The sequence below is a fragment of the Methylobacterium aerolatum genome (assembly GCF_022179085.1).
Taxonomy (GTDB): domain Bacteria; phylum Pseudomonadota; class Alphaproteobacteria; order Rhizobiales; family Beijerinckiaceae; genus Methylobacterium; species Methylobacterium aerolatum.
This window is the reverse complement of the sequence record NZ_BPQE01000002.1, coordinates 256,374-278,429: the sequence shown is the minus strand read 5'-3', so window position 1 is coordinate 278,429 and position 22,056 is coordinate 256,374. Positions and strand designations below refer to the sequence as shown.

Below are 22,056 nucleotides of genomic sequence, written 5' to 3'. Positions count from 1 at the left end.
GCCCATCCGTGTCCCCCGCCCGACGTGCCGAGTGCCGACGGGCGCGACCGTGGGAGGCCGACCATGGCCACCGTCACCTGCGCGCCGCTCGTGGTGCGAACGAACGAGCGCCCAAACGACAGCAACAGCCGCCTCGCCCATCACGGGTGGTTCCAATACTGGCGGGCCAGGGACCCCATCGCCTATCGCGGCATGCTGGCCTTCGACTTCCTCGTCCTGGCGGCCGTGCATCCGGACGTGGTGGACATCAGGCAGCATGCCCGTCCGATCCAGTGGTGGAACGGACGCCAGTGGGAGGAGTACCGCCCCCGCTACGAGCTCACGCTGGCCGACCGCCCGACAAAGACCGAGCGCCGGGTCGACGTCGAGGTGCTGTCGAGCGTCGACCTGGCGCAGCAGCGCTTGAAGTACGGCCGCATCTCCCGGGAATGCCGCGAGGAGGGCCGTCGCTTCCTGGTCTTCACCGAGAAGAGCCTGCGGGCCGAGCCGAGGCAGACGAACGCCCGGCTCGTGCTCGCCCAGGCCGGCGAGGGGCTGGTGTCGGACCACGACCTCGAACTCGTCCGGGGCGCCGTCGACCAAGGGGTAAGCCTGACCCTTAACGACATGGTCGCATCGGGCGTGCTCCCATACCCCCGGGCCTACGCGGCGGCCCTCAACCTGGTCGCGCGCGGGGAGCTCTCGTTCCGGCCCTCGCGCCTGTTCGACGGCGACACCTGCCTCGCGGGGAGGGCGTGACCATGGACCTGCTCGCACCGGTCGCCGCGGAAGTCCCGCGCTACCACGACGACGTCTACCTGCGCACGGGCGACGCCATCGAGCTCCACGGCAAGCTCCTCGTCGTCGAGAGCCGCTGCCGCAAGCCGCTGGGCTACGTCTTCAGCGAGGTCGACGTCCCCCAGGTCGAGCACCCCATCGCGTCCGCAGACATCAAGGCGTGGCACGAGGCCGGCAAGCTCACCTTCGTCTCCAAGACCGAGTTCGGCCTGCCCATCGGCGTCAGGCAGAACCTGAGACGGTCCCTTCGGGCCTTCACGAGGGTCGAGCGCCGCGAGATCGTCCGGCGCCTCCGCTACTGCCGCGCGCTCGACGACCTGGGCCGGGACTTTTCGCGCTCGGACGTTTCGTTGCAGCCGGTCTGCGACCGCATCGCGGCCGAACGCGACGACACCGGGCCGCACGACTGGAGCTCCGTCTACCGGTGGTGGCGGAATTGGACCCGGGCCGGCAGGGACCCGCGCGCGCTGTGCTCGAACGCCGCCAAGCGCGGCAACCGCGACCGCAGGTTCGAGCCGTACCAGATCAAGGCGATGCGGGAGGCCATCGAGAGCGACTACCTCCGTCGGCACCGGCCCAACGCCACGACCGCCCACAAGGCGTGCGTCTCGAACATCATCAAGGCCCTCGGCGGGCCCGACAAGGCCAGCGCCGTGGTGGCCGAGATGGCGACGAACAAGGACCCGGCGAAGCGCTCGCCGTTTCCCTCGCTTAAGGCGTTCCGCGCCGAGTGCAAGCGGGTCTCGCGCGTGATCCGGACCGATAGGCGCCGGGGCCCGGACGCGGCGCGGCAGGAGATCTCCCCGGTGGGGGCGGGTCCGCAGGTGAATTTCGCCTTCGAACGGGTCGAGGCGGACTTCAAGTACCTGCGCCTGTTCGTGGTCGACGAGGAGCACGACATGCCGTTGGGCACGCCCTTCCTCATGGCGGCCGTCGACTGTTACTCGGGCTGCGTCGCCGGCTGGGACATCGGCTTCGACCCGCCGTCCTACGTGTCGGCGGCGCGCTGCCTGAAGCACGTCATCGGTTACAAGGATACGGCGGCGCTCGGCACCGACGAGGACGGCCAGCCCCGCGTGCGCAACGCCTACCCCGTGAACGGGGTGCCGTTCCACTTCTTCGTCGACAACGACCAGGTCTTCCACTCGGCCTCGTTCGTGCACACGGGCTCGGCGCTCGGATGCCACGTCGATTACGTCCCGCCGTCGCAGTCCTGGAAGAAGGGCCGGATCGAGCGGTTCTGGGGCACGGTCCAGGAATGCTTCCTGGACATGTTCCCCGGCAAGGTCCTGCGCTACGGCGACGACCCGGGCCGGGACTACAAGCCCGACGACGACGCCGTCATCTCGCTCGCCCAACTGCGCCTGTTCGTCACGAAGGCCATCGTCGACGTCTACAACCAGGAAGTGGACCCGCAATCCGGCGAGCGCCGGATCGACCGCTGGTGCGCCTCCGCCGAGCTTCGCCCCCCGCGGCGTGTGAGGGCCCATGACGACCTCATCGAGTTGGTCGGTGCCTACGAGCAGCGCAAGGCCGAGCGCAGGGGCCTGCGTCTGTTCGGGCTGCGCTACAACAGCCCCGAGCTCGCACGGTACCGGGCAGGATTCGAGAAGGATCCCCGCGTCGAGGTCCGGTACGACCCGCAGGAGCTCGGCCACGTCACCCTCGTCGACCACGACAAGGGGTTCACGCTCCGCGTGCCGTGCACCCGGCCGGACTATGCAGAGGGCCTCACACTCCACCAGCACAGGGTGATCAGGCGGCGCGCCACGGACGCGAGCCCCAAGGGGCGCATCCGGATGGGCGCGCTGCTGATGGCCAAGGCGGAGCTTTTCGAGCTCGGCAAGGCGATGATCAAGGCCCGCAGGGGCCGCCGCAAGCTGACCAAGGTCGCCCAGTTCCTCGGGTTGGGGCGGGAGGTCATCGACCTGATGGCCCGCCGCCGGGTGGACAAGCAGGAAAGCGACGCTCCGCTCGAACTGACGGAACCCGACGTTCACGACGCCGTCCACGACGCGGAGGACAACCGCCGCGCGGTCGCCGACGAAAGCCTCGTCGAGACCTACCGGAGCGAGTTGCAGGCCAAGCCCGGGCCGAAGCCGCGGACGCCGCGCAACAAGGCGCGTCCCAAGACACCCTCCGAACCGCAAAAGCCCATCGCTCCCACGGAGCAGGCCCCGGTCCCGTCGCAGCCGCCGTCGCAGCAACCGCCGCGTAGCACCACACGCAAGAAGGTGTCCTATGATTGATGCCAAGACCCTGGCCGGCAAGGACGGCCTCTACCCCGACGACATCGCTGAGATCCTCGCGAACGCCGACCCCGAGAAGAGGGCCGTGCTGATGCGCATCGGGCGGGCGGTCGTCGACCACTACCGCTACGACCAAGCCATGAAGTGGCTGGACGACCTCTACCGCGAGCACGGCACGGCGAGGGAGGGCCGGGCCGGCCTGTTCTACGGCCAGCCCGGCGTCGGGAAGAGCACGATCCTGAAGCGGTTCGCGTCGATGCGCGCCGGCCCGTTCGAGACCGCGAAGGGGACCGTGCGGCCCGTCGTACTGGTGGAAGTCCCGTCGAACCCCAACGAGATCAACCTGTTCGACGCGCTCCTCACCGCGCTGGGATGTGAGCACCTGTGCGTCGGCAAGGCAGAGGAGAGAAAGCGGGCGGTCGTCGAGCAGGTCAAGGCCCAGCATGTCCACATGATCATCCTCGACGAGTTTACCCATGTCATCGAGGATAAGACCGAGAAGTTTCAGAAGAAGGCAGTCAGACATCTCAAGTCGATGCTAAGCGAAGGGGCGTGTCAGTTCGTATTCGCTGGGACAGAGGAATTGACAAGCATCCATGAGGTGTATGGGCAGATTAGGCGCCGCGATGCCGGTGATTTCTACTTGACGCCATTTAACTGGGCGGACGAAGCCGACCGTGACGAATGGTGCGCGATCCTCGCGTCCATCGCCGGAGAAGCCCTGGAAGGGGAGAAGGAAGAGGACGTGGAGGAGGGCATCCTGGCCATTCCTCCGTCGCCGCCGATTTCCGGCCTGAAGCAAGCCCACAAGCTGCACAAGGCCACCGGAGGGAACATCAGCAGCCTGATGAAGCTCCTGTTCCGCGCGACCGCCATCGCCTACGACGAGGGCGACGAGGCGCTTGTCGACGGGGTCTTCGCGGAAGCGTTCGAGTTCGCGAGGCGCGGCAGCAAGGACGATAACCCGTTCGGCCTCCCGCGCAGGAAGCCGAGGAAGCCACGTCTCTCGGAATTGCCCGAGGGCTTCGAGAACGAGCTGACCGGGGTACGCAAGGGCGAGCGGCGGGACCGCGACAGCTTCTCGAAGCGGTGACGGCCATGCGACAGGTTTCCCCGCTGCCGCGGAAGGTCGACCAACAGGAGGGCGAGCCGGCCTACGCGCTGCTGATCCGGGCGCTGGAGGCGAACGGCACCCGACGGCTCTACACGACCGTCAACCGTATCGCGGGGAATAGGTCGGAGTCGGTAGCCCAGATCGACCCGGTCGAGGTCGCCCGGATCTGCAAGGCCGATCCGGCACCGCTTGTTCACGCCACCCCCTTGGTGGGCACGTCGACCGCCACGGTGATGGGACACACGTTGTCCGCCGACCAAGTCGGCGTCAGGGCTCGTCGCTGGTGCCCGGCTTGCCTCGCCGAGAGCCGTTATTATCGGGTTTGGTGGGATCTTCAGCCGATCACGTCCTGCCCTACCCACGGGATCAAGCTGGTTTCATCATGCGGGTGTGGTGACGGGACCGTGCGATGGCGCAGCAACCGGACCATGCATTGCGCCGCGGGCCACGCGTTCTCGGCCGCCGCCCGCGAGGCGGCTACCGCCGACGTCCTCGCCTTCGACTCCTACGTCATCGGCAGGCTGCTGGGTAAGTGTGACCCGGGCTTGCCGTCCCTCGACGAGGTGCCCCTGGGCGACCTGCTGTCGCTTTGCGGACGATTGGGCAGGGCGTCCATCGACCCGGACGCCACCCTCTACGAGGTCAGGCGAGGGCACGATAACGGACGCGTGCATGCGGAGGGGTTCAGGATCCTGGGTGATATCCCTGCGAATGCAGGGCGGTTGTTCGAGGATGTCCGGACCAGGAACGTCGGCCAAGGCGGTCGGCACGGCTTGAGGTACTGCTATGGTAAGCTGTACGGTTACATCCTTCGACTGCCGGAGCACACGGTCGGCGACGCGTTGCGGCACGCGCTTCACGAGCACGCCGGGCATCACGCCCCAGTCAAGGTGGGGAAGCGGTCGGGCTCGGGCTTCCGCTCGGACACAGGTATCCCCTTGGTGGTGGCGGCGGATGCCGTCGGCATCACGTATCCGCTCTTCCGCGACCTGCTCGACCACTTGGCCATCCCACATCGCGCCCGCGAGCTAGGACAGGGGAACGGTCTACGAGGGGAGATGAGCCTCGCCGACTTCGAGGAGCTCCGGCGGAGGCTGGAAGGCTTCCAGAGGTTGGCATACGTCTCAAGCGAGCTCGGCTTGCCAGTCACGGATACGGTCGAGCTAGCTCTTGCCGGCCGGCTCGATCTCATCGCTCCGGGAAAGGGCGTGGCGAACTGGTTCTTCGGCGCCGGCGCCGCCGAGAAGTTCCTCGCCGCCCTGCGGACTGCGGCGGTCCAGGCGGGGAGCGAAGCCGGTCGCTACGTGTCGCTGCGCGTTGCGGCGAGGGATTGCGGGCTATCCATGGCCGGCGTCCTATCCCTCGTCCTGGACGGGGTCGTTCCCTCACGCATCCACGGGGCGACGCACGCCCGCAGGGGTGACCACGGTGTCCGCGCTTTCGAGGTCGATGCCGACACCCTGGCCAGTCTTGGCGCCCTCACCGGCGAGATGGACCTGACGCCGGCGAGCGCCGCACGGAGCCTCGGACTGAGCCAGTCGACCATGGAAGCCGTCGTCGAGGCCGGGCTCATTCTCACTCATGGCTCGCCCGACGGCGTTCGCGTATCGGCCGCCGAGATCGACCGCTTCCGCACCGATTTCGCGACGGCGCCCGAATTGAGGCGCGCCATGGGGGTGCGCTCGTTCATGCCGGTCGCCGCCGCGATGGCTGCCGCCGGCGTCGAGCCTGCCGCGACGGGGCCAAGACCGATGGAGATGGTCTACCACCGGCATCCGGCCATGGCTGCCTGCGTCGAGGCGGCCGCCAGATATGCTTCCCCTCCGGCACGTGGCGAGAGCCGTGTCTCCGCAGCTAGACAGCTGCGTGTATCGCCGACGATGCTGAGGCAATTGATCGATACAGGACTGCTCTCCATGCAGGACGGCTGTCGGTTCGGCAGCATCGCCGCAGATGAGGTCGCCCGCTTCAAGGCCACTTACGTATTGACCTCGGAACTGGCCGAAGCATCCGACGTCCACTCATCGCGGGCCATCGTCAGCTTGCTAACCGATTCCGGGGTACGCCCCGTGAACGGGCCACCCACCTTGCACTATCACTTGTACGACCGCCGCGAGGCCGAGGCGGCGATGCAGGCGCGCTTGGCGAAGTCGAGGGCCGGCGAGCCGCCGGTTCCTTCGAGTGGCCCCGCTCTGGGATCCGTCGAAGTGTGCGAAAGGCTCGGCACGAACAAGACAATGGTCAGCCAACTCGCGCGGGCAGGTATGCTGACGCCCGAAGGTCCTTTCAAGCGGGGCCTCGCGCTCACCGTTCCTCTTTCGGAAGTGGAACGCTTCGCCCGGACCTACGTCTTCGCCAACGAGCTCGGTCGCCTAGCGGGTCGCGACCAACTGCACGGGACGGGCAAGACTGTCACCGCAAAGCTGCTTCGGAACGGCCTTCGACCGATCTGCGCGAGGCCGGAGTTCCAGACGTTCGTTTTCGACCGTTCGGAGGCTGAAGCGCTGCTGCGCCGCCTCGATCTGGCTTAGGTCTCCCCCGCGGAGACACCTGGCGTTTCGGTTGAGAGGACTGCCCGTCGCGCACGGTAAAGGCAACGTCGGTTGTCCCGAGGCGTATGTCGGCGGTTCTTACAGGTCCGCATCCGATGCCACCTGAAGCCGAGAGGGCCCTATCGGCCGCGGCTCGACTCTGCCCGTATCGGGTAGCGGATAGCGCTACGGCGTTCCTGTAGCTTCGCCCTGTCTAACTCGCCCCACCCCGGAGCGCCTCCGACACATCGTCGTCCTTTACCGGCTGCCAAGGGACGGCTGTTCTCCGGGGCCGAATGCGCGGCACAATCGGCGTGAGTCAAGTTATGGGTAAAACTCTGCCGTCGGGCGCCATTTTATGGGGTCGGTCCGTTCGGGTTTTGGGGTGAAGCCAGTGAAAAAGATCAATCAGATCAGCGCTGAACGTGGCAAATTATGGGTCTTTGCACACCGCGACGCTGATGGGCTTCCCCGTGACGGAGGCCGAGGCGATGCCCGATCTCTCGGCCGGAAGCCTCTCCGTCGCCTTCGGCGACTTCCGCCGGGGCTACCTCGTCGTGGACCGCCTCGGCCTGCGCGTCCTGCGCGACCCTTACTCCGCCAAGCCCTACGTGCTGTTCTACACCACGAAGCGCGTCGGCGGCGGGGTGCAGGATTTCGAGGCGATCAAGCTCTTGAAGTTCGCCTGAAGGGAGGGGCGCCCGGTCCGGACCGGACGCCCCCTCGCGGTCAGTTCCCGTCGCGCATCTGCCCCGTCGGCTCCTGGACGTGGGCCTCCAGGAACCACAGCTGCTTGTCGACGGCGCGGGAGACCTCGGTGAACAGGTCGGCGGTGTCGGCGTCGCCCGCCTCGTCCACCTCGTCGATGTTCTCGCGCACGGCGTTCGCGTAGGCGGCGTAGCTGTCGATCAGCGAGGCGACGTGGTCGGCGATGGCGTAGATGCCGGTGGGGTAGGCGGGCAGCTTAGTGGCGTTCGCCACCACCTGCGCGGTTCCGAGCGCCGTCCCGCCGAGCTGCACCGCGCGTTCCGCCACCTTGTCGTTGAGATCGTCGATCTCCTTGCGGAATCCGTCGAGCATCAGGTGGACGCCGATGAACTGCGGGCCCTTCAGGTTCCAGTGCGCCTGCTTGATCGCGAGGGCGAGGTCGATGCCGTCGGAGAGTCGGGCGTTCAGGGCGTCGATCGACACCCTCTTGGCGTTGGAGTCGGTTCCGTTGCGGGTCTGGTGGGAACGCGTGGACGTGCTCTTGCCGGTGCTGGCCATTCTCAGGAATCTCCGTGAGGGGCGAGGCCCTCGGACGGAGGCGGAAGTCCCCGGGCGAGGCCGAAGTTCCTGCGGCGAAGGTTCCTGCGGCGAAGGCTCCCGCGGGCGAACGTCGTCCCGGCGGTCAGCGCCGCCGCTGGCGGGCCATCCACTCGGTGCCCTGGCGCCGGGCCGGCTGCTCGCTCACCGTGATCTGCGACAGTTCGCCGGCCCGCGAGGCGATCCAGCCCGCATGCTCGGCCACGGGCGTCACGGCGGTGAAGCCGCCGCAGGCCGTCCGCCGGGAGCCTTGCTGAAGGGCGCCGCTCGACCAGCTCACCACGCCGACGATCCGGTAGCCGCCGGGGCCGCCGGACAGGATCGGGCCGCCGGAATCGCCGAGGCAGGCGCCGGCGCCCGCCGTCTCGGCGAGGCGGCGGCGGTCCGTCACGACGGCGACCCGGTTGGCGACCTGCAGCGAGCCGATCGAGACGAGGTGCGCCTGCCGCAGCACGCGGGCGCTGCCGCGCTGGTTCTCGGCCACGACGCCGAACCCGGCGATATCCACCGCGTCGCCGGAGCTGATCGAGCCCGCGCCGCGCGGGTCGAGGGGCACGTAGTCCGCTCCGAGGGGCTGCTCCAGCTTCAGCAGGGCGAGATCCACGCCCGGTTGTTCCTCGGGCGTGGTGCCCGGCACGAAATCGGGATGCATGGTGGCGGCGATGACGTCCGTCCGCCGCTGGCGGAAGGACCGGTCGACGCCGATCACGCGGTAGCCCGCCGGGCGCATCACGCAGTGGGCGGCCGTCAGCACGAGGTCGGGGGCGATGAGCGTGCCGGAGCAGATCTCGCCGTCGGTGCTCTCCACCCGCACGACGAAGTTGCGGATGCCGTTCGGGTCGCGGGTGACCACGCCCTGGATCACGGCGCTGGCGGGGGTGGCGATCCCGGCGAGCAGGGCGATCCCGGCCGCGGCGCCCAGGACGGAGCGGCCGACGCGGGCCGTGCGGGGAAAGCGGGCGAGCATCGGTGACTCCGGGGGCTGACCAGGCAATGCGACGCGGACCGCGCTCCCCGTCACGCTAGTGTAACCAAACCGCGCGGCCAAGCTGTTGTTCCCCGTTTTCACGCCTCAGGGCGACCACCGCGCCGCCCCTCCCCACCGGCCGAGGGTGGCGTCGATCCAGCCGCGCTGCGGGCCGAGGCGGATGGCCTGCGTGAGGCCGCCGCATCGCCCCGCGATCCAGGCGGTGACGCCCAGCACTGCCCCGTCCGGCCCGGAGACGGGCCCGCCGGAATCGCCCTGACAGGCCCCGGCGGCCGCCTCGCCGCGCAGCCAGACCAGGATGCGGCTCGGGCCGTGCGGCTCCACCACCGGCAGCGCGACGCTGCGGAACGTGCCGGTCGAGCGCGGGTCGCCGGGCCGCGCGGCGCCGTAGCCCGCCAGGGTCAGCCGGTCGCCCGCCCCCGGAGCGGCGGCGCTTAGGGTCGCCGGCGGAAACCGCGCTGGCAGCGGCTCGGCCGTGCGGATCAGGGCAAGGTCGATGGAACGGCGGCGGCCCGCCACCGCCCCGGCATCGTAGCCGGGGCTCACCACCGTGGCGGCCACGTCGATGAGGACGGGCGCGCCGTCGGCCCCTCGGAAATGCACGCGCAGGGCCTGGGCGCCGGCCACGCAATGCCCGGCGGTGAGCACCGCCTCCGGCGAGAGCACGACGCCGGAACAGACCCCGCCGTTCGAGGCCAGCACCATCACCGCGCCGCCGGGCGCGGCCTCGCCGCCGCCGACGATGGCCGCCGCCGGGCCGGGCGCCGAGGCCATGGCGAGGGCGACGGCGAGAGCCGTGGGACGGGCCTGCCCGAGCCCGGATGTCAGCGAACGCATCGACCGATCCTGAAGGAGACCTGCGCGATGACCCCGATACGCGCCGACACCGCCATCGTCGAGCCGGTGAGCGTGGCGGAACTCCGCCTCTATCTCCGCCTCGATCCCGAGGACGGCGGCGTCGAGGACACCCTCCTCGCCAGCCTCCTCGCGGCCGCCCGCGCCAGCGTGGAAATCGAGGCGCGCCGGGTCCTCGTGCCCGGCCGCTGGCGCATCGCCCTCGATGATTTGCCGGCAAAACGCTGGCTGCCCCTGTCGCTGAGCCCCCTGGTGGCCGTGGTGAAGGCCGCCCGCGTCGCGGCGGACGGGACGGTGAGCGATCTCCCCGCCGGCCTCGTCGGTCTCGGACCGGATCCCGTCGAGAAGCCGGGCCTGTCGTTCGCGCCCGGCCTGCCGGACGTGCCCGGTTCGGGATTCCTCGTGGACGTCACGGCCGGCTTCGGCGGCGACGGGCCGCCGATCCCGCCCGCCCTCCGGCTCGCGATCCTGCGCCTCGCCGCCGCCCGCTACGAGCACCGGGGCGACGAACCCGACGGGGCGGGGGCGGACGCGGCCCGGGAGGCGGCGCCCTTCCGGCGCCTGCGCCTCTGAACCCATCGCTCCACCCCGATCCGAGGAGGCCGACCATGGCCCATCCCGAACGCCGCCCCTCGCTCGGCGCGCGGCGGCGCCGCTTCGTGCTCGAACGGCCCCTCGAACAGCCGGACGGTTTTGGCGGCGTGCTGCGCCGCTTCGTCCCCGGCCCGGTCCTCTGGGGTGAGATCGCCGCGCTGGGTTCCGCGGCGCGGGTGCAGGGGGGGCGGAGCGACGTCCGCGTCACGCACCGCATCACGCTGAGGCGCCGCGGCGACCTGAGCCCCGTCATGCGCCTCAGCGCCGGGCCGCGTCGCTTCGCGATCCGTGTCGTGGCCGACCCCGACGAGCGCGGACGCGACCTCGTCTGCGAGGTCGAGGAACTGATCCCGGAGGTGACCGCGTGAGCGATCCGAGCCCGCTCCTCGCCCTTCGCGCCGGGCTGATCGCCCGGTTCGCGGCCGACACCGCCCTGGTGTCGCTGCTCGGCGGCAGCGCCCGCCTCTACGACGAGCCGCCTCGGGGCGCCGCCCCGGTCTACGCCCTGTTCGGCGATGCCGAGGTGCGGGACGATTCCGTGGACGGCGCCGCCCGCCACCAGCACCGGCACGAGATCGCGGTGATCGCCAAGCCCGGCTCGGTGCGCACCGCGCTGGATGCGGCCGCGCGCATGGCGGCGCTGCTCGGTGCGGCGGACATGCCCCTCCAGAGCTGCCGCCTCGTCACCCTGCGGGTCAGCGCCCTGAAGGCCAGCCGCGATGCCCGCACGGGCGAGGCCCGCGCCACCCTGACGGTCGAGGCCGTTACCGAGACACTTTGAACGAAGGAGCAAAGGACCATGGGCGCGCAGGCGGGCAAGGATCTCCTTATCCGGGCGGGCGACGGGGCCGGGGGCTTCGTCGCCGTGGCGGGCCTCAGGGCGCGCCAGTTCACCCTCAACGCCGAGGCGGTGGACACCACCAACGCCGATTCCGCCGGCCGGTGGCGGGAGTTGCTGGCGGGCGCGGGGGTGCGGCGGGCCGCGATCTCCGGCTCCGGCGTGTTCCGCGATCAGGCGTCGGACCTGCGCCTCCGGCAGGCTTTCTTCGACGGGGCGATCCTGCCGTTCCAGGTGGTTGTCCCCGCCTTCGGGACGATGGAGGGGCCGTTCCAGATCGCGAGCCTCGAATACCGCGGCGACCATGCGGGCGAGGTGACCTTCGACATGAGCCTCGAATCCGCCGGGGCCCTCACCTTCACCGCTCTCTGAGGAGTCGCGCCATGGCGAACCGCAGGCGCGGCGAGGTGCCCCTCGCCCTCGGGGGCCGGACCTACACTCTCTGCCTCACCCTCGGGGCACTGGCCGAACTGGAGGACGCGCTCACGGCGGGCGACCTCGTGGGGTTGGCCGATCGCCTCACGACGGGGCGCCCCCGCACGGCCGACCTCGTGGCCATCCTAGGAGCCGCGCTCCGGGGCGGTGGGCACGCTCTCGACGACGACGAGGTCCGGCGCCTGCCGTTGGCGGGCGGGCTCGATGCCGTCGTGGACGCCCTCGGCGAGGTGCTGGCGGCCGCCTTCGGCGAGGCGCCCCCCGCAAACCCTCCGGCGGAGCGGGGGGCCGAGAGCCGGGTGTGAGCCCCGCCCACCCGCTCGCCTTCGCCCTCCCGTCGCCCTTCCCCTGGGAGGACTGCCTCGCCCTGGGCCTCGGCCAACTCGGCTGGCGGCCCCGGGACTTCTGGGCGGCGACGCCCCGGGAGTTCGCCGCCGCCCTCGGCCGCCGGGCCGCGCCCCCGGCGCTCAGCCGGAGCGACCTTCTCCGCCTCCTCGAGGCCCATCCCGACCCGGAGCCGTGAATGACCGACGAGACCGATCCCGACGCGAAGACGGCCGCCCGCGCCGCGCAACTCACCGACCTCGACCGGCTCGCGCAGAATTTCGGCCGCAGCCTGTCCTCGGCCCTCACGCGCAGCGCCGCCTCGGGCCGCAGCCTCGACGGCGTCCTCGGGACCATCGGCGCCAAGCTCGCCGCTGTCACCGCCCGCTTCGCCGCGAGCTCCCTGAGCACCGGCCTCACCAGCCTCCTGAACGGCCTGCTCGACGGCGGGTCGGACGGCGGCGGCGGCAGCTTCGCCAACGGTGGCGTGTTCCGCGGCGGGCGCGTCATGCCCTTCGCCGCCGGGGGCGTCGTCGCCGCGCCGAGCTACTTCCCGATGGCGGGCGGCACCGGGCTCATGGGCGAGGCCGGGCCGGAGGCGATCATGCCGCTGGCCCGCGGTCCCGACGGCAAGCTCGGCGTGGCCGCCGGGGGCGGCGGACGGCCGGTCTCGGTGACCGTCACCATCGCGACGCCCGACCCGTCCGCCTTCCGCCGCTCCGAGGCGCAGGTCTCCGCCATGCTCGCCCGCGCCGTCGCCCGGGGGCAGCGCGCCCTCTGACCGCCTTCCACCAGAAGCGGGATCCGACGATGGCCGACGCATTCCACGAGGTGCTCTTTCCCCTCGACGTGGCGCTCCGGGGCAGCGGCGGGCCGCAGCGCCTGACGGAGGTCGTCACCCTCGCCTCTGGCCGGGAGCACCGGAACGGACGCTGGGCGGATTCCCGCCGCCGGTACGATGCCGGCTTCGGCATCCGCAGCCTCGACGCGCTCCACGCGGTGATCGCCTTCTTCGAGGAGCGTCGGGGCCGCCTCTACGGCTTCCGCTACCGCGACCGGGTGGATTTCCGCTCCGGCCCGCCGGGCCGGGCGCCCGATCCCCTGGACCAGAGCCTCGGCACCGGGAACGGGACGCAAAGGGTCTTCCAGCTCGCCAAGACCTACGGGACCGGGGTGAACCCCTATCGCCGGACCATCGCCAAGCCGGTGGCCGGCAGCGTGCGGCTCGCCGTGGCGGGCGCGGAACTCGCGCCCACCGCCTTCGCCGCCGACCCGGCCACCGGTCTCGTGACCCTGTCCACGGCGCCCGCCTCGGGCGCGAGCGTCACCGCCGGCTTCAGCTTCGACGTGCCGGTCCGGTTCGACACCGACGACCTGACCATCGATCTCGCCGCCTTCACCGCCGGCGAGATCCCGAAAGTGCCCCTCGTGGAGATCGTGCCGTGAGAGACCTGCCCGCCGCCTTCGCCGCCCACCTCTCGGGCGGCGTCACCACCCTGTGCCGGTGCTGGACCCTGAGGCGGCGCGACGGCGTCACCCTCGGCTTCACCGATCACGACCGGGACCTCACCGTCGGCGGTGTCCTCCACGAGGCGCGCAGCGGCCTGGAGGCGGCCGAGGCGAGTGCGGAATCGGGCTTCGCCGTCTCGGGCGGCGACGTGGCGGGTGCGCTCAGCGCGCTGGGCCTGACCGAGGCCGACATCCTCGGCGGCCTCTACGACGGCGCCGCCATCGAGACGTGGCTGGTGGACTGGGCCGAGCCGGACACGCGGCTCCTCCTCGACCTCGGCACGATCGGCGAGGTGCGGCGCGAGGGCGATGCCTTCGTGGCCGAGGTGCGCGGCCTCGCCGCCCGCCTCGACGTCCCGATGGGCCGCAGCTACCGCGCCACCTGCGACGCCGAGTTCGGCGACCGCCGCTGCCGGGTCGCGCCCGGCCCCTGGCAGGCGGCCGGACGCGTATCCGGCCAGCCGGAGGACGCGACGCTGAGCGTGTCCCTGGCGCGGGCCGTCCCGGAGGGGCTGTTCAGCGCCGGGCGGCTCGTCTGGACCGGCGGCGCGAACGCGGGCGCCGCCGCCGATGTCCGGTTGCACATGGGCGACCTCCTGGAGTTGTGGGAGCGCCCCGCCCGGCCGGTCGCCGGGGGCGACACCTTCACGCTCACCGCCGGCTGCGACAAGCGCCTCGCCACCTGCCGGGACCGCTTCGCCAACGCGGCGAATTTCCAGGGCTTTCCGCACATGCCCGGCAACGACGCGGTGATGCGGGCGGTGCCGGGCTCCGCGCCGAACCTCGATGGCGGCAGCTATTTCCGATGAAGGGCGCGACGGAGACGTCCCCCGGGGCGCGGGCGGTCGCGGAGGCGCGGCTGTGGCTCGGCACGCCCTACCGGCATCAGGCGTCGCTCCGGGGCGTCGGCTGCGACTGCCTCGGGCTGCTGCGGGGTGTCTGGCGGGGTCTCTACGGCGCCGAGCCGGAGCCGCCGCCGCCCTACACGGCGACCTGGGCGGAATCGGCGCCCGTCGGTGCGGACCCCCTGGCCGAGGCCGCCGCGCGGCATCTCCGGCCCGTGCCCGGCCCGCTTCACGAATACCGGCCGGAGAGGGGGGATGTCCTCCTCTTCGCCTTCCGCCGGCATCTGCCCGCCCGGCACTGCGCCGTCGCCTCCGGCGAGGGCACGATGATCCACGCCCATGACGGGGCGGTGGTGGCCGAGGTGGCGCTGACCGGGTGGTGGCGGCGCCACCTCGCCGGGGCGTTCCGGTTCCCGCCGCCCTGATCTCGGCTCTCGCCCGGAGGCTCTTATGGCCACCCTCGTCCTGTCCACCGTCGGCAACGTCGTCGGCACCGCCATGGGAGGGCCGATCGGCGGGGCCATCGGTCAGGTCGTCGGGGCGGTGGCCGGCTCGTCCCTCGACCAGGCGATCAGCGGAACAGGCCAGAAGACCCGCTTCGTCCAGGGTCCCCGCCTCGCCGACGTCTCCGGCTTGTCCTCGACCGAGGGCGATCCTATCCCCCGGCTCTACGGCCGCGCCAGGATCGGCGGCAGCCTGATCTGGGCGACGCGTCCGCTGGAGGTGGCCAACACCAGCGTCCGCCGGGCGGCCGCGCCCTCGAAGGGCCTGGGCGGCGGCGGCCAGAAGACGGTTCAGACCACCTATTCCTACTTCGCCAACCTCGCCGTCGGCCTCTGCCAGGGGCCGATCGCCTTCGTCCGCCGGATCTGGGCCGACGGGCGCGAGATCGACCAGACGCAGATCACCCTGCGGGTCCATCCCGGCAGCGAGGACCAGGCGCCGGATCCGCTGATCGTCGCGAAGGAGGGGGCGGAGAGCGCCCCGGCCTATCGCGGGCTGGCCTACGTCGTCTTCGAGGGCCTGCCGCTGGCCGATTACGGCAACCGCATCCCGCAGATGACCTTCGAGGTGGTGCGCCCGGTCAACGGCCTGAGCGACCGGGTCCGCGCGGTGAACCTCATCCCCGGAGCGGGGGAGTTCATCCTCGATCCCCAAACGGTGATGGTCGATCTCGGATTCGGGCGGAGCGGCGCGGCCAACCGCAACCAGCTCCGCTCCCCGGGCGATGTCATCGCCTCCCTCGACGCGCTCCAGGCCCTGTGCCCCAACCTGCGCCGGGTGGCGGTGGTGGCGACGTGGTTCGGCGACGACCTCCGCGCGGGCCGGTGCCGCGTGGCGCCGAAGACCGAGCTCGCCGCGAAGCAGACCACCGGCGACGTCTGGCGCGTCGGCGCCTTCGTCAGGGAGACGTCCGCCGTCGTCTCGACCCTGGCGGACGGCCGGACGCCCGCCTTCGGCGGCACACCCTCCGACGGCGGCATCCGCCGCCTCGTCCTCGAACTGGTCCGGCGGGGGCTCGACGTCGTTATCTATCCCTTCGTGATGATGGACGTGCCGTCCGGCAACGGCTTGCCCGATCCGCACCGGCCGGGGTCGGAGCAGCCCGCCTACCCCTGGCGCGGCCGCATCACCTGCGATCCGGCGCCGGGGCAGCCCGGCACGCCCGACGGGACCGGCGAGGCCGACCGGCAGGTCGCCGCCTTCTTCGCCAACGGCTACCGCGACCTAGTCCTGCACTACGCCGACCTCGTGGCCGCCTGGATCCGGGGCGGGTTGCCCGTCCGGGGGCTCCTGATCGGCAGCGAGTTCGTGGGGCTGACGCGGGTCCGGGGGGCGTCGGGCTACCCGGCCGTCGCCGCGCTCCGGACGCTCGCCGCCGACGTGCGCGCCCGCGTCGGCACGGGGGTGAACCTCCTCTACGCCGCCGACTGGACGGAGTACGGCGCCCATGTCCGCGACGGCGGCGCCACGGTGCGCTTCCCCCTGGACGACCTCTTCACCGACCCCGCCATCGCCGCCGTCGGCATCGACTGGTACCCGCCGGTCAGCGACTGGCGGGACACCTCGGCCCATGCCGACCTCGCGCTCGCCGGCGACATCCACGACCGCGCCTACCTGAAGGCGCGGGGCGCCTCGGGCGAGGGCTACGACTGGTTCTATGCGGATGCCGCCGCCCGCGCCGCGCAGGTCCGCACGCCGATCACCGACGGCGCGGCGGGCAAGCCGTGGGTCTTCCGCCCGAAGGATCTCGTGAACTGGTGGTCGAACCCCCATGTGGAGCGCGACAACGGGGTCGAGACCTGCCCGACTGCCTGGGTGCCGAAGGGGAAGCCGGTCTGGCTGACCGAGGTCGGCGTGCCGGCGGTGGACAAGGGCACGAACGGCCCCAACGTCTTCCCCGACCCGAAATCCGCCGAGGACGCCTTGCCGCCGGACTCCCGCGGCCAGCGGGACGACCTTATCCAGATCCGGGGTCTGGAGGTCATCCTCGGCCGCTTCGACCCCGCCGCGCCCGGGTTCGAGGACGCCGACAACCCGGTCTCGCCGGTCTATGGCGGGCGGATGGTCGACCCTGCCTCGGCCTTCGTCTGGTGCTGGGACGCGCGGCCCTATCCCGCCTTCTCCGACATCACCGCGATCTGGGCCGACACCGCCAACTGGCGCCTCGGCCACTGGATCAACGGCCGGATCGAGGGGTGCGACCTCGACCGCCTGATCGCCCGCATCCTCGGCGATTTCGGCTTCGAGGCGCAGGTCTCCGTGGAGGCGGCGGCCTTCCTCGACGGCTACGTCGTCGACCGCCCGATGACGGCGCGGGCCGCCCTCGAGACCCTCGCACAGGTCTACGGCCTCGCCGTTTCGGCTACGGGGGGCACCCTGACGCTGCGGGCGCCCCGCCGCGACGCGCCCGCGCCCCTGCGCTGCGAGGATCTGGTCCGGCCGGGTGAGGACGGCCCCGTCCTGAAGCGGATCCGGGCGGAGGAGGGGTCGCTGCCGCGCGGCCTCACGATCGGGCTCACGGATTCCGAGAGCCTGGACTACCGGCGGGCCAGCGCCGCCGCGCTCCGGCCCGCGGGCGGACGCAAGGGCGAGGCGCGGATCGACACGGCCATCGTCACCCGCCGCGAACTGGGCGACGCCCTGGCAGAGGATGCCCTCGACCGGCTCATCGCCGCCCGCGACGGCGCGGTCTTCACCGTGAGCCCGAGGCGGCAGGACCTGGAGCCCGGCGACCTCGTGGCCGTGCCCTCGGACCCGCCCGGCACCAGCGTGCGGATGCGGATCGACCGCATCGACGACGCCCCGCGCGGGCGCCGGATCGAGGCGAGCGGCGTCCCGCCCCGGCTCGGGCCGCCCCGCGCCGTGTCGCGCACCCGCACCGACCCCGTGGCGGAGGCGCCCACCTTCCCCGGGCCGCCGCTGGCCCTGGCCCTCGACCTGCCGGTGGATCGGGGGAGCCCGAGCGTCCTGCAATACCTCGCGGTGGCGGCCGAGCCCTGGCCCCAAGCCGTGGCGGTCTGGCGGGCGGAGCCCGGCGGCGCCTTCGCCCTGCACGGCACCGTCGATTATCCGGCGAGCCTCGGGCGCACGCTGGCGGCCCTGCCGCCGGGGCCGCTCTGGCGCCTCGACCGGGGGGCCGGCCTGCCCTTCACCCTGGGCCGGAGCGAGAACCTCGGCTCCATCGGGGTGGAGGCGATGCTCGCGGGCGGCAACCTCTTCGCGGTGATCGCGCCGGAGCGGACGGTCGAGATCCTTTCGGCCTCGGGGGCGACCCTCACCGGCCGGGACAGCGTGATGCTGACCGGCCTGCTCCGGGGGCTCGCCGGCAGCGAGGCTGCCGCCGGCCGGGGCGCGCCCGCCGGCAGCCTGATCGTGCGCCTCGACGACGGCGGGGTCTCACCCCTGCTCGACCACCTCGACGAAGTGGGGCGAGCCTTCCGTTACCGGATCGGGGCGGCGGGGCTCGATCCGGGCAACCCGGCGCTCGCCGACCTCACGGCCACGGCGGGCCTGTCGGCCCTGGTGCCCCTGCGTCCGGTCCATCTCCGGGCGCGGCGGGCGGCGGGCGGCGTGCAACTCTCCTGGATCCGCCGGGCGCGGCGCTCGGCCGACGCCTGGGAGCCCGCCGACATCCCCCTCGACGAGCCGGGCGAGGTCTACGTCGTCACGGTCTACGCCCGGGGCCAGCCCGTCCGGTCGCTGACCGCCTCCGGCCCCTCGCTGACCTATCCGGCGTCGGCCGAGCAGGCCGACTTCGGCGAGGCGCAGCCGATCCTCGACGTGGCGGTGGCCCAGGTCGGCGCCGTCACCGGTCCGGGCCCCGCCACCCGCGCCCGCATCCCCGTCCGTTCCGCCTGACCCCGAAGGACGCCCCATGCCCGACGTCACGCCCCATCTCGGCCTGCCGCTGATCGCGGCCGGTCAAGCCCAGAAGCACGTCACCCACAACGAGGCGCTGGCGCAGCTCGACGCCCTCGTCCAGCTCGCCTGCCTCGACAAGGACCTCGCCGCGCCGCCCGCCAACCCCGCCGAGGGCGACCGCTACCTCGTCCTCGCCAACGCCCCGACTGGGGCCTGGACCGGGCTGGCGGGGCAGGTGGTCCGCTTCACGGACGGCGTCTGGGTCGGCACGGTGCCCACCGCCGGCTGGCGCGCCTACCTCGTGGACGAGAAGGCGCTCTACGCCTTCGACGGGCAGGTCTGGACCAGCGTGAGTGCGGGCGCCTCCGACCGGCTCGGCGTCAACGCGAGCGCCGACGCCACCAACCGCCTGACCGTGAAATCCAACGCGGCCCTCTTCACCTGGGACGACGCCACGCCCGGCACCGGCGACATGCGGATCACGCTCAACAAGAAGACGTCGCAGCGGGATGCGGGCTTCGTCCTCCAGACGGGCTATGCCAGCCGGGCCCTGTTCGGGCTCTTCGGCGGCGACGACGTCATGCTGAAGACGTCCGCCGACGGAGCGACCTTCGTCACCGCGCTGACCGCCGCCTCCGCCACCGGCGTCGTAACCTTCGATGCCGCCCCCCGGGCGCCGACCCCGAGTGCTGCGGACAACTCCACCCGCCTCGCCACCACGGCCTACGTGGACCGGGCGGTCTCGGCCGCGTCCCCCCAGCCCAGCGGGCGGACCGTGGTGGCGGATGCGAACGCCACCCTCTCGGCCTCCGACCGCACGGTCGCGATGACGGCGCTCACGGCCGCCCGCACCCTGACCCTGCCCTCGGCCTCGGCCTTTCCGCCGGGCACGGCCCTGACGATCGTGGACGAGAGCGGGGCCTGCTCGGCCGTCCGCACGATCTCCGTGGCCCGCGCCGGTACCGACACGATCAACGGCCTCGCGAGCGCGACCCTCGCGACGGCTTTCGGCTTCCTCTCGCTCCTGAGCAACGGGCGCGACCGGTGGACCGTCTCGAACCGCGCCGCGATCCAGAACCGCGCGACCTTCACGCACGTGACGGCGACCAACCTGAATCAGTCCGTCGCGGCCGCCTTCGACCGGATCAGGTTCTCGCGGATCGACAACGATGTCGGCGGCAACTGGGATTCCGCGAACAACTGGTACGTCGTCCCCCGGGCGGGAATCTACCAGGTCACGGGCTCCATCCGCGTGGGCGACGGCACTGCGGCGGGCTCGCAATACGGGATCAGCGTCCACACCGCCGAGGAGGACAACTCCGCCTTCCTTTGGAGCGCGGTCGGCCCGTCTCCCTCCACCCGGTCGAGCTATGCCTATGCCCGGATGATCGCGATGGCCGGCGGTGAGCGTCTCCGGATGTTCTCCTACGCCGACTCGAAGGTGACGATCATCGCGGCCGTTCTTCAGATCTGCCTGGTCGCGGAAGCGGCCTGATCTTCCTCCGCCCAGCCTTGGAGAGTGCCATGACACGACCGCCTCCGGCGGGCGTGCGCGACGCCGCGCGCGCCGACGCCTTCGCCCTGCGCTGCGCCCGCCTCGGCCCCGAACTGATGCGCGACCTCTCGCTGACCGATGTCCAGGCGGCGGGCCTGCTCGGCAACCTCGGCCACGAGACCGGCGGCTTCCGCTTCCTGCAGGAGATCACCCCCGTCGTTCCGGGCTCGCGGGGCGGCTGGGGGATCGCGCAATGGACCGGTCCCCGCCGCATCGCGATGGAGCGATGGTGCCGGGAGCGGGGGCTCGACCCCGCCTCCGACGCCGCCAACGAAGGCTTCCTGCGCGTCGAACTCACCACCACGGAGGCTCCGGCCCTCGAGGCCCTGCGGCGGGCCGCGACCCTCGAGGAGGCCACGGAGGCGGTCTGCCGCCGATTCGAGAGGCCCGGCCGCGTCGCCCTGCCCTCGCGCCTCGCCTTCGCGCGCCGCGCCCTCGCGGCGATCCGCTCCGCGCCCTCATCCGCGCCCGCCCTTCCGGCGGCCGGCCCCCCTTTCACCCGAGCATGGAGGCTCATCATGACACGCGTGTTCCTGGCTTTGGCGGCCCTCGCCGTGACGATCATCGCCGCGTCGGCCTCGCCGGTCTGGGCGGCCGACGCGGCGGCCGCCCAGACTCCGTGGGGTGCGTGGCTGACCACGGCCCTGCAGGCGGTCGAGGCGTCCCTGGTTCCCATGGCGGCGGCGGCGCTCACCGCCGCCATCGCGAAGGTGGCTCCCTGGGCGGCCACGCTGCTCAGCCGGCAGTGGATCGAGGGCGCTATCCGGGCCGGGATCGAGTACGGCCTGAACGCGGTGGCGGGCGCCGTCAGGGGCCGCACCCTCAGCGCCGATCTCGGCCCGGCGGTGGTGGCGGCGGCCACGCAGCACGTGGTGGCGACGAGCCCCGCCGCCATCGTGCGCAAGGCCGGCGGCGTCCAGGGCGTGGCGGCGCGGATCTTCCAGGCCCTGCCCCTCGAGGCGGCGGCCAGCGCCGAGACCGTCCTGAAGCCAGCGCTGCAACTCCTCGACGGCGATCGGCCCCGCCGGTCCTGACCGGGGGGCGGCAAACCGGAACACCGGGGACGGGAGACCTTTCGGATGGACGCCGACGGACACCCGCCCCCGGGCGATGCCGGAACCCCGGCGAGGGACGGCCACGACCCCGCCGAGGGGCCTGCGACCCTAGGCGGCCCGGCCCGCACCGTTCGCTTTCCGCCCTTCTGGCAGGCGTGGTTCGGCCGACAGACCGAGGCACGCCTCGCCATCCTCGACGAACTCGTCGAGGAGCGCGTCGAGCGGCGGGTGCTCCGGGGGATCGTCCACCGGGTGAAGCAGGGCGTGGTCCTTGCCTTCCTCGTCTCCGCCGCCGCGGCCCATTGGTTCGCGGATCAACTGGCCTGGATCGCGGAGCGACTCCCGGTCCTGAAGCTCGCCTGGCATCTCGTCACCGGAGGCCGACCATGACGTTCACGCGCATTGATCGGGTGCTCACCCGGCTCTGGCTTGGCCTCGCCGCCTGCCTTGCCCTCGCCGGCGGGATGCAACTCGGCGCCGCCGTGGGGCACCGGGGAGCGACGCGAGGGGGCGATGTCCGCTGCGCGCAGATGGCCTTCGCCGGCGCCGTCGCGCGACCGGGCGAGCCGGTCATCCACCGCGATCCGGCCGAGGCCGGGAACCTGAGGCGGGCTCGTCCTTTATGGCCTGCCACCTCCGATTTGCCATGAGACGCGCCTCCGCACCCCGTCCCGACGCCGATCCCCGCCGGCAGCCCGCGTCGCGGGCCGGGAACAT

General features: G+C 72.1%; 22 protein-coding genes and 1 pseudogene. 20 read left to right on the top strand and 3 right to left on the bottom strand.

Features of this window, described 5'->3' with window-relative positions:
• Positions 1-63 precede the first annotated feature (63 nt).
• The 5 genes and pseudogenes from MFF06_RS01780 to MFF06_RS01760 all read left to right on the top strand — a co-directional run.
• Positions 64-738 carry a hypothetical protein gene (locus MFF06_RS01780; RefSeq protein ID WP_238201265.1) on the top strand — a complete coding sequence of 225 codons (675 nt, stop codon included), beginning with the start codon at positions 64-66 and terminating at the stop codon, positions 736-738.
• A 2-nt stretch (positions 739-740) separates the two neighbouring features.
• Positions 741-3,026 (top strand): TnsB C-terminal domain-containing protein, encoded by a 2,286-nt coding sequence (locus tag MFF06_RS01775; RefSeq protein ID WP_238201264.1) that lies wholly within the window; start codon positions 741-743, stop codon positions 3,024-3,026.
• Positions 3,019-4,119 (top strand): TniB family NTP-binding protein, encoded by a 1,101-nt coding sequence (locus MFF06_RS01770; RefSeq protein WP_238201263.1) that lies wholly within the window; start codon positions 3,019-3,021, stop codon positions 4,117-4,119. Before MFF06_RS01775 ends, MFF06_RS01770 begins: the two co-directional genes overlap by 8 nt.
• Positions 4,120-4,124: 5 nt before the next feature.
• Positions 4,125-6,671 carry a TniQ family protein gene (locus tag MFF06_RS01765; protein WP_238201262.1) on the top strand — a complete coding sequence of 849 codons (2,547 nt, stop codon included), beginning with the start codon at positions 4,125-4,127 and terminating at the stop codon, positions 6,669-6,671.
• A gap of 452 nt (positions 6,672-7,123) precedes the next feature.
• Positions 7,124-7,360 (top strand): annotated as a pseudogene (locus MFF06_RS01760) (phage major capsid protein); the annotation flags it as partial.
• 40 nt (positions 7,361-7,400) lie between these two features.
• Here MFF06_RS01760 and dps read toward each other — a convergent pair.
• The 3 genes from dps to MFF06_RS01745 all read right to left on the bottom strand — a co-directional run bounded on the left by dps (position 7,401) and on the right by MFF06_RS01745 (position 9,801).
• Positions 7,401-7,937: a DNA starvation/stationary phase protection protein Dps gene (gene dps / locus MFF06_RS01755; RefSeq protein WP_238201261.1), complete on the bottom strand. Its 537-nt coding sequence runs from the start codon at positions 7,935-7,937 to the stop codon at positions 7,401-7,403.
• A 124-nt stretch (positions 7,938-8,061) separates the two neighbouring features.
• Positions 8,062-8,943, bottom strand: a complete 882-nt coding sequence (locus MFF06_RS01750) for a S1 family peptidase (protein ID WP_238201260.1) — start codon at positions 8,941-8,943, stop codon at positions 8,062-8,064.
• Positions 8,944-9,048: 105 nt separating this feature from the next.
• Positions 9,049-9,801 carry a S1 family peptidase gene (locus tag MFF06_RS01745; protein WP_370876533.1) on the bottom strand — a complete coding sequence of 251 codons (753 nt, stop codon included), beginning with the start codon at positions 9,799-9,801 and terminating at the stop codon, positions 9,049-9,051.
• Between the two features lie 27 nt (positions 9,802-9,828).
• Between MFF06_RS01745 and MFF06_RS01740 the strand changes: the two genes are divergently transcribed.
• Genes MFF06_RS01740 through MFF06_RS01670 form a run of 15 tightly spaced genes read left to right on the top strand, consistent with a single transcriptional unit; the run spans position 9,829 to position 21,989 of the window.
• Positions 9,829-10,392, top strand: a complete 564-nt coding sequence (locus MFF06_RS01740) for a head-tail connector protein (RefSeq protein WP_238201259.1) — start codon at positions 9,829-9,831, stop codon at positions 10,390-10,392.
• A gap of 35 nt (positions 10,393-10,427) precedes the next feature.
• Complete coding sequence (locus MFF06_RS01735) at positions 10,428-10,781, top strand: head-tail adaptor protein (RefSeq protein WP_238201258.1); 354 nt, start codon at positions 10,428-10,430, stop codon at positions 10,779-10,781.
• Positions 10,778-11,194 carry a DUF3168 domain-containing protein gene (locus tag MFF06_RS01730; RefSeq protein ID WP_238201257.1) on the top strand — a complete coding sequence of 139 codons (417 nt, stop codon included), beginning with the start codon at positions 10,778-10,780 and terminating at the stop codon, positions 11,192-11,194. Before MFF06_RS01735 ends, MFF06_RS01730 begins: the two co-directional genes overlap by 4 nt.
• A gap of 18 nt (positions 11,195-11,212) precedes the next feature.
• Positions 11,213-11,623, top strand: a complete 411-nt coding sequence (locus tag MFF06_RS01725; RefSeq protein WP_238201256.1) for a phage major tail protein, TP901-1 family — start codon at positions 11,213-11,215, stop codon at positions 11,621-11,623.
• A gap of 11 nt (positions 11,624-11,634) precedes the next feature.
• Complete coding sequence (locus tag MFF06_RS01720) at positions 11,635-11,991, top strand: gene transfer agent family protein (RefSeq protein WP_238201255.1); 357 nt, start codon at positions 11,635-11,637, stop codon at positions 11,989-11,991.
• Complete coding sequence (locus tag MFF06_RS01715) at positions 11,988-12,209, top strand: phage tail assembly chaperone (RefSeq protein WP_238201254.1); 222 nt, start codon at positions 11,988-11,990, stop codon at positions 12,207-12,209. Before MFF06_RS01720 ends, MFF06_RS01715 begins: the two co-directional genes overlap by 4 nt.
• Complete coding sequence (locus MFF06_RS01710) at positions 12,210-12,791, top strand: phage tail tape measure protein (RefSeq protein WP_238201253.1); 582 nt, start codon at positions 12,210-12,212, stop codon at positions 12,789-12,791. It begins immediately after the preceding gene.
• Positions 12,792-12,820: 29 nt separating this feature from the next.
• A complete protein-coding gene (locus MFF06_RS01705; RefSeq protein WP_238201252.1) occupies positions 12,821-13,456 on the top strand; it encodes a DUF2460 domain-containing protein in 636 nt (211 codons plus the stop codon).
• Entirely contained in the window at positions 13,453-14,328 is an 876-nt protein-coding gene (locus MFF06_RS01700) for a phage/gene transfer agent baseplate hub protein (protein WP_238201251.1), read from the top strand. Before MFF06_RS01705 ends, MFF06_RS01700 begins: the two co-directional genes overlap by 4 nt.
• Positions 14,325-14,789, top strand: coding sequence for an NlpC/P60 family protein (locus tag MFF06_RS01695; protein ID WP_238201250.1), 465 nt, complete (start codon positions 14,325-14,327; stop codon positions 14,787-14,789). The genes MFF06_RS01700 and MFF06_RS01695 overlap by 4 nt, the downstream gene beginning before the upstream one ends.
• Positions 14,790-14,814: 25 nt before the next feature.
• Positions 14,815-18,726 carry a baseplate multidomain protein megatron gene (locus MFF06_RS01690; protein WP_238201249.1) on the top strand — a complete coding sequence of 1,304 codons (3,912 nt, stop codon included), beginning with the start codon at positions 14,815-14,817 and terminating at the stop codon, positions 18,724-18,726.
• A 16-nt stretch (positions 18,727-18,742) separates the two neighbouring features.
• Complete coding sequence (locus tag MFF06_RS01685; RefSeq protein ID WP_238201248.1) at positions 18,743-20,224, top strand: DUF2793 domain-containing protein; 1,482 nt, start codon at positions 18,743-18,745, stop codon at positions 20,222-20,224.
• 29 nt (positions 20,225-20,253) lie between these two features.
• Entirely contained in the window at positions 20,254-21,318 is a 1,065-nt protein-coding gene (locus MFF06_RS01680) for a phage tail tip lysozyme (protein ID WP_238201247.1), read from the top strand.
• Between the two features lie 45 nt (positions 21,319-21,363).
• Positions 21,364-21,729, top strand: coding sequence for a hypothetical protein (locus MFF06_RS01675; RefSeq protein ID WP_238201246.1), 366 nt, complete (start codon positions 21,364-21,366; stop codon positions 21,727-21,729).
• Complete coding sequence (locus tag MFF06_RS01670) at positions 21,726-21,989, top strand: hypothetical protein (protein WP_238201245.1); 264 nt, start codon at positions 21,726-21,728, stop codon at positions 21,987-21,989. The genes MFF06_RS01675 and MFF06_RS01670 overlap by 4 nt, the downstream gene beginning before the upstream one ends.
• Positions 21,990-22,056 lie beyond the last annotated feature (67 nt).

Bases quoted from the DNA above. Each gene is read 5' to 3' on its own strand.
- MFF06_RS01710 (WP_238201253.1), top strand. From the start codon at position 12,210: ATGACCGACGAGACCGATCCCGACGCGAAGACGGCCGCCCGCGCCGCG.
- MFF06_RS01685 (WP_238201248.1), top strand. From the start codon at position 18,743: ATGCCCGACGTCACGCCCCATCTCGGCCTGCCGCTGATCGCGGCCGGT.
- MFF06_RS01765 (WP_238201262.1), top strand. From the start codon at position 4,125: ATGCGACAGGTTTCCCCGCTGCCGCGGAAGGTCGACCAACAGGAGGGC.
- MFF06_RS01750 (WP_238201260.1), bottom strand. From the start codon at position 8,943: ATGCTCGCCCGCTTTCCCCGCACGGCCCGCGTCGGCCGCTCCGTCCTG.
- MFF06_RS01770 (WP_238201263.1), top strand. From the start codon at position 3,019: ATGATTGATGCCAAGACCCTGGCCGGCAAGGACGGCCTCTACCCCGAC.
- MFF06_RS01740 (WP_238201259.1), top strand. From the start codon at position 9,829: ATGACCCCGATACGCGCCGACACCGCCATCGTCGAGCCGGTGAGCGTG.
- MFF06_RS01690 (WP_238201249.1), top strand. From the start codon at position 14,815: ATGGCCACCCTCGTCCTGTCCACCGTCGGCAACGTCGTCGGCACCGCC.
- MFF06_RS01680 (WP_238201247.1), top strand. From the start codon at position 20,254: ATGACACGACCGCCTCCGGCGGGCGTGCGCGACGCCGCGCGCGCCGAC.
- MFF06_RS01720 (WP_238201255.1), top strand. From the start codon at position 11,635: ATGGCGAACCGCAGGCGCGGCGAGGTGCCCCTCGCCCTCGGGGGCCGG.
- dps (WP_238201261.1), bottom strand. From the start codon at position 7,937: ATGGCCAGCACCGGCAAGAGCACGTCCACGCGTTCCCACCAGACCCGC.
- MFF06_RS01775 (WP_238201264.1), top strand. From the start codon at position 741: ATGGACCTGCTCGCACCGGTCGCCGCGGAAGTCCCGCGCTACCACGAC.
- MFF06_RS01735 (WP_238201258.1), top strand. From the start codon at position 10,428: ATGGCCCATCCCGAACGCCGCCCCTCGCTCGGCGCGCGGCGGCGCCGC.
- MFF06_RS01780 (WP_238201265.1), top strand. From the start codon at position 64: ATGGCCACCGTCACCTGCGCGCCGCTCGTGGTGCGAACGAACGAGCGC.
- MFF06_RS01705 (WP_238201252.1), top strand. From the start codon at position 12,821: ATGGCCGACGCATTCCACGAGGTGCTCTTTCCCCTCGACGTGGCGCTC.
- MFF06_RS01745 (WP_370876533.1), bottom strand. From the start codon at position 9,801: ATGCGTTCGCTGACATCCGGGCTCGGGCAGGCCCGTCCCACGGCTCTC.
- MFF06_RS01675 (WP_238201246.1), top strand. From the start codon at position 21,364: ATGGACGCCGACGGACACCCGCCCCCGGGCGATGCCGGAACCCCGGCG.
- MFF06_RS01725 (WP_238201256.1), top strand. From the start codon at position 11,213: ATGGGCGCGCAGGCGGGCAAGGATCTCCTTATCCGGGCGGGCGACGGG.
- MFF06_RS01695 (WP_238201250.1), top strand. From the start codon at position 14,325: ATGAAGGGCGCGACGGAGACGTCCCCCGGGGCGCGGGCGGTCGCGGAG.
- MFF06_RS01670 (WP_238201245.1), top strand. From the start codon at position 21,726: ATGACGTTCACGCGCATTGATCGGGTGCTCACCCGGCTCTGGCTTGGC.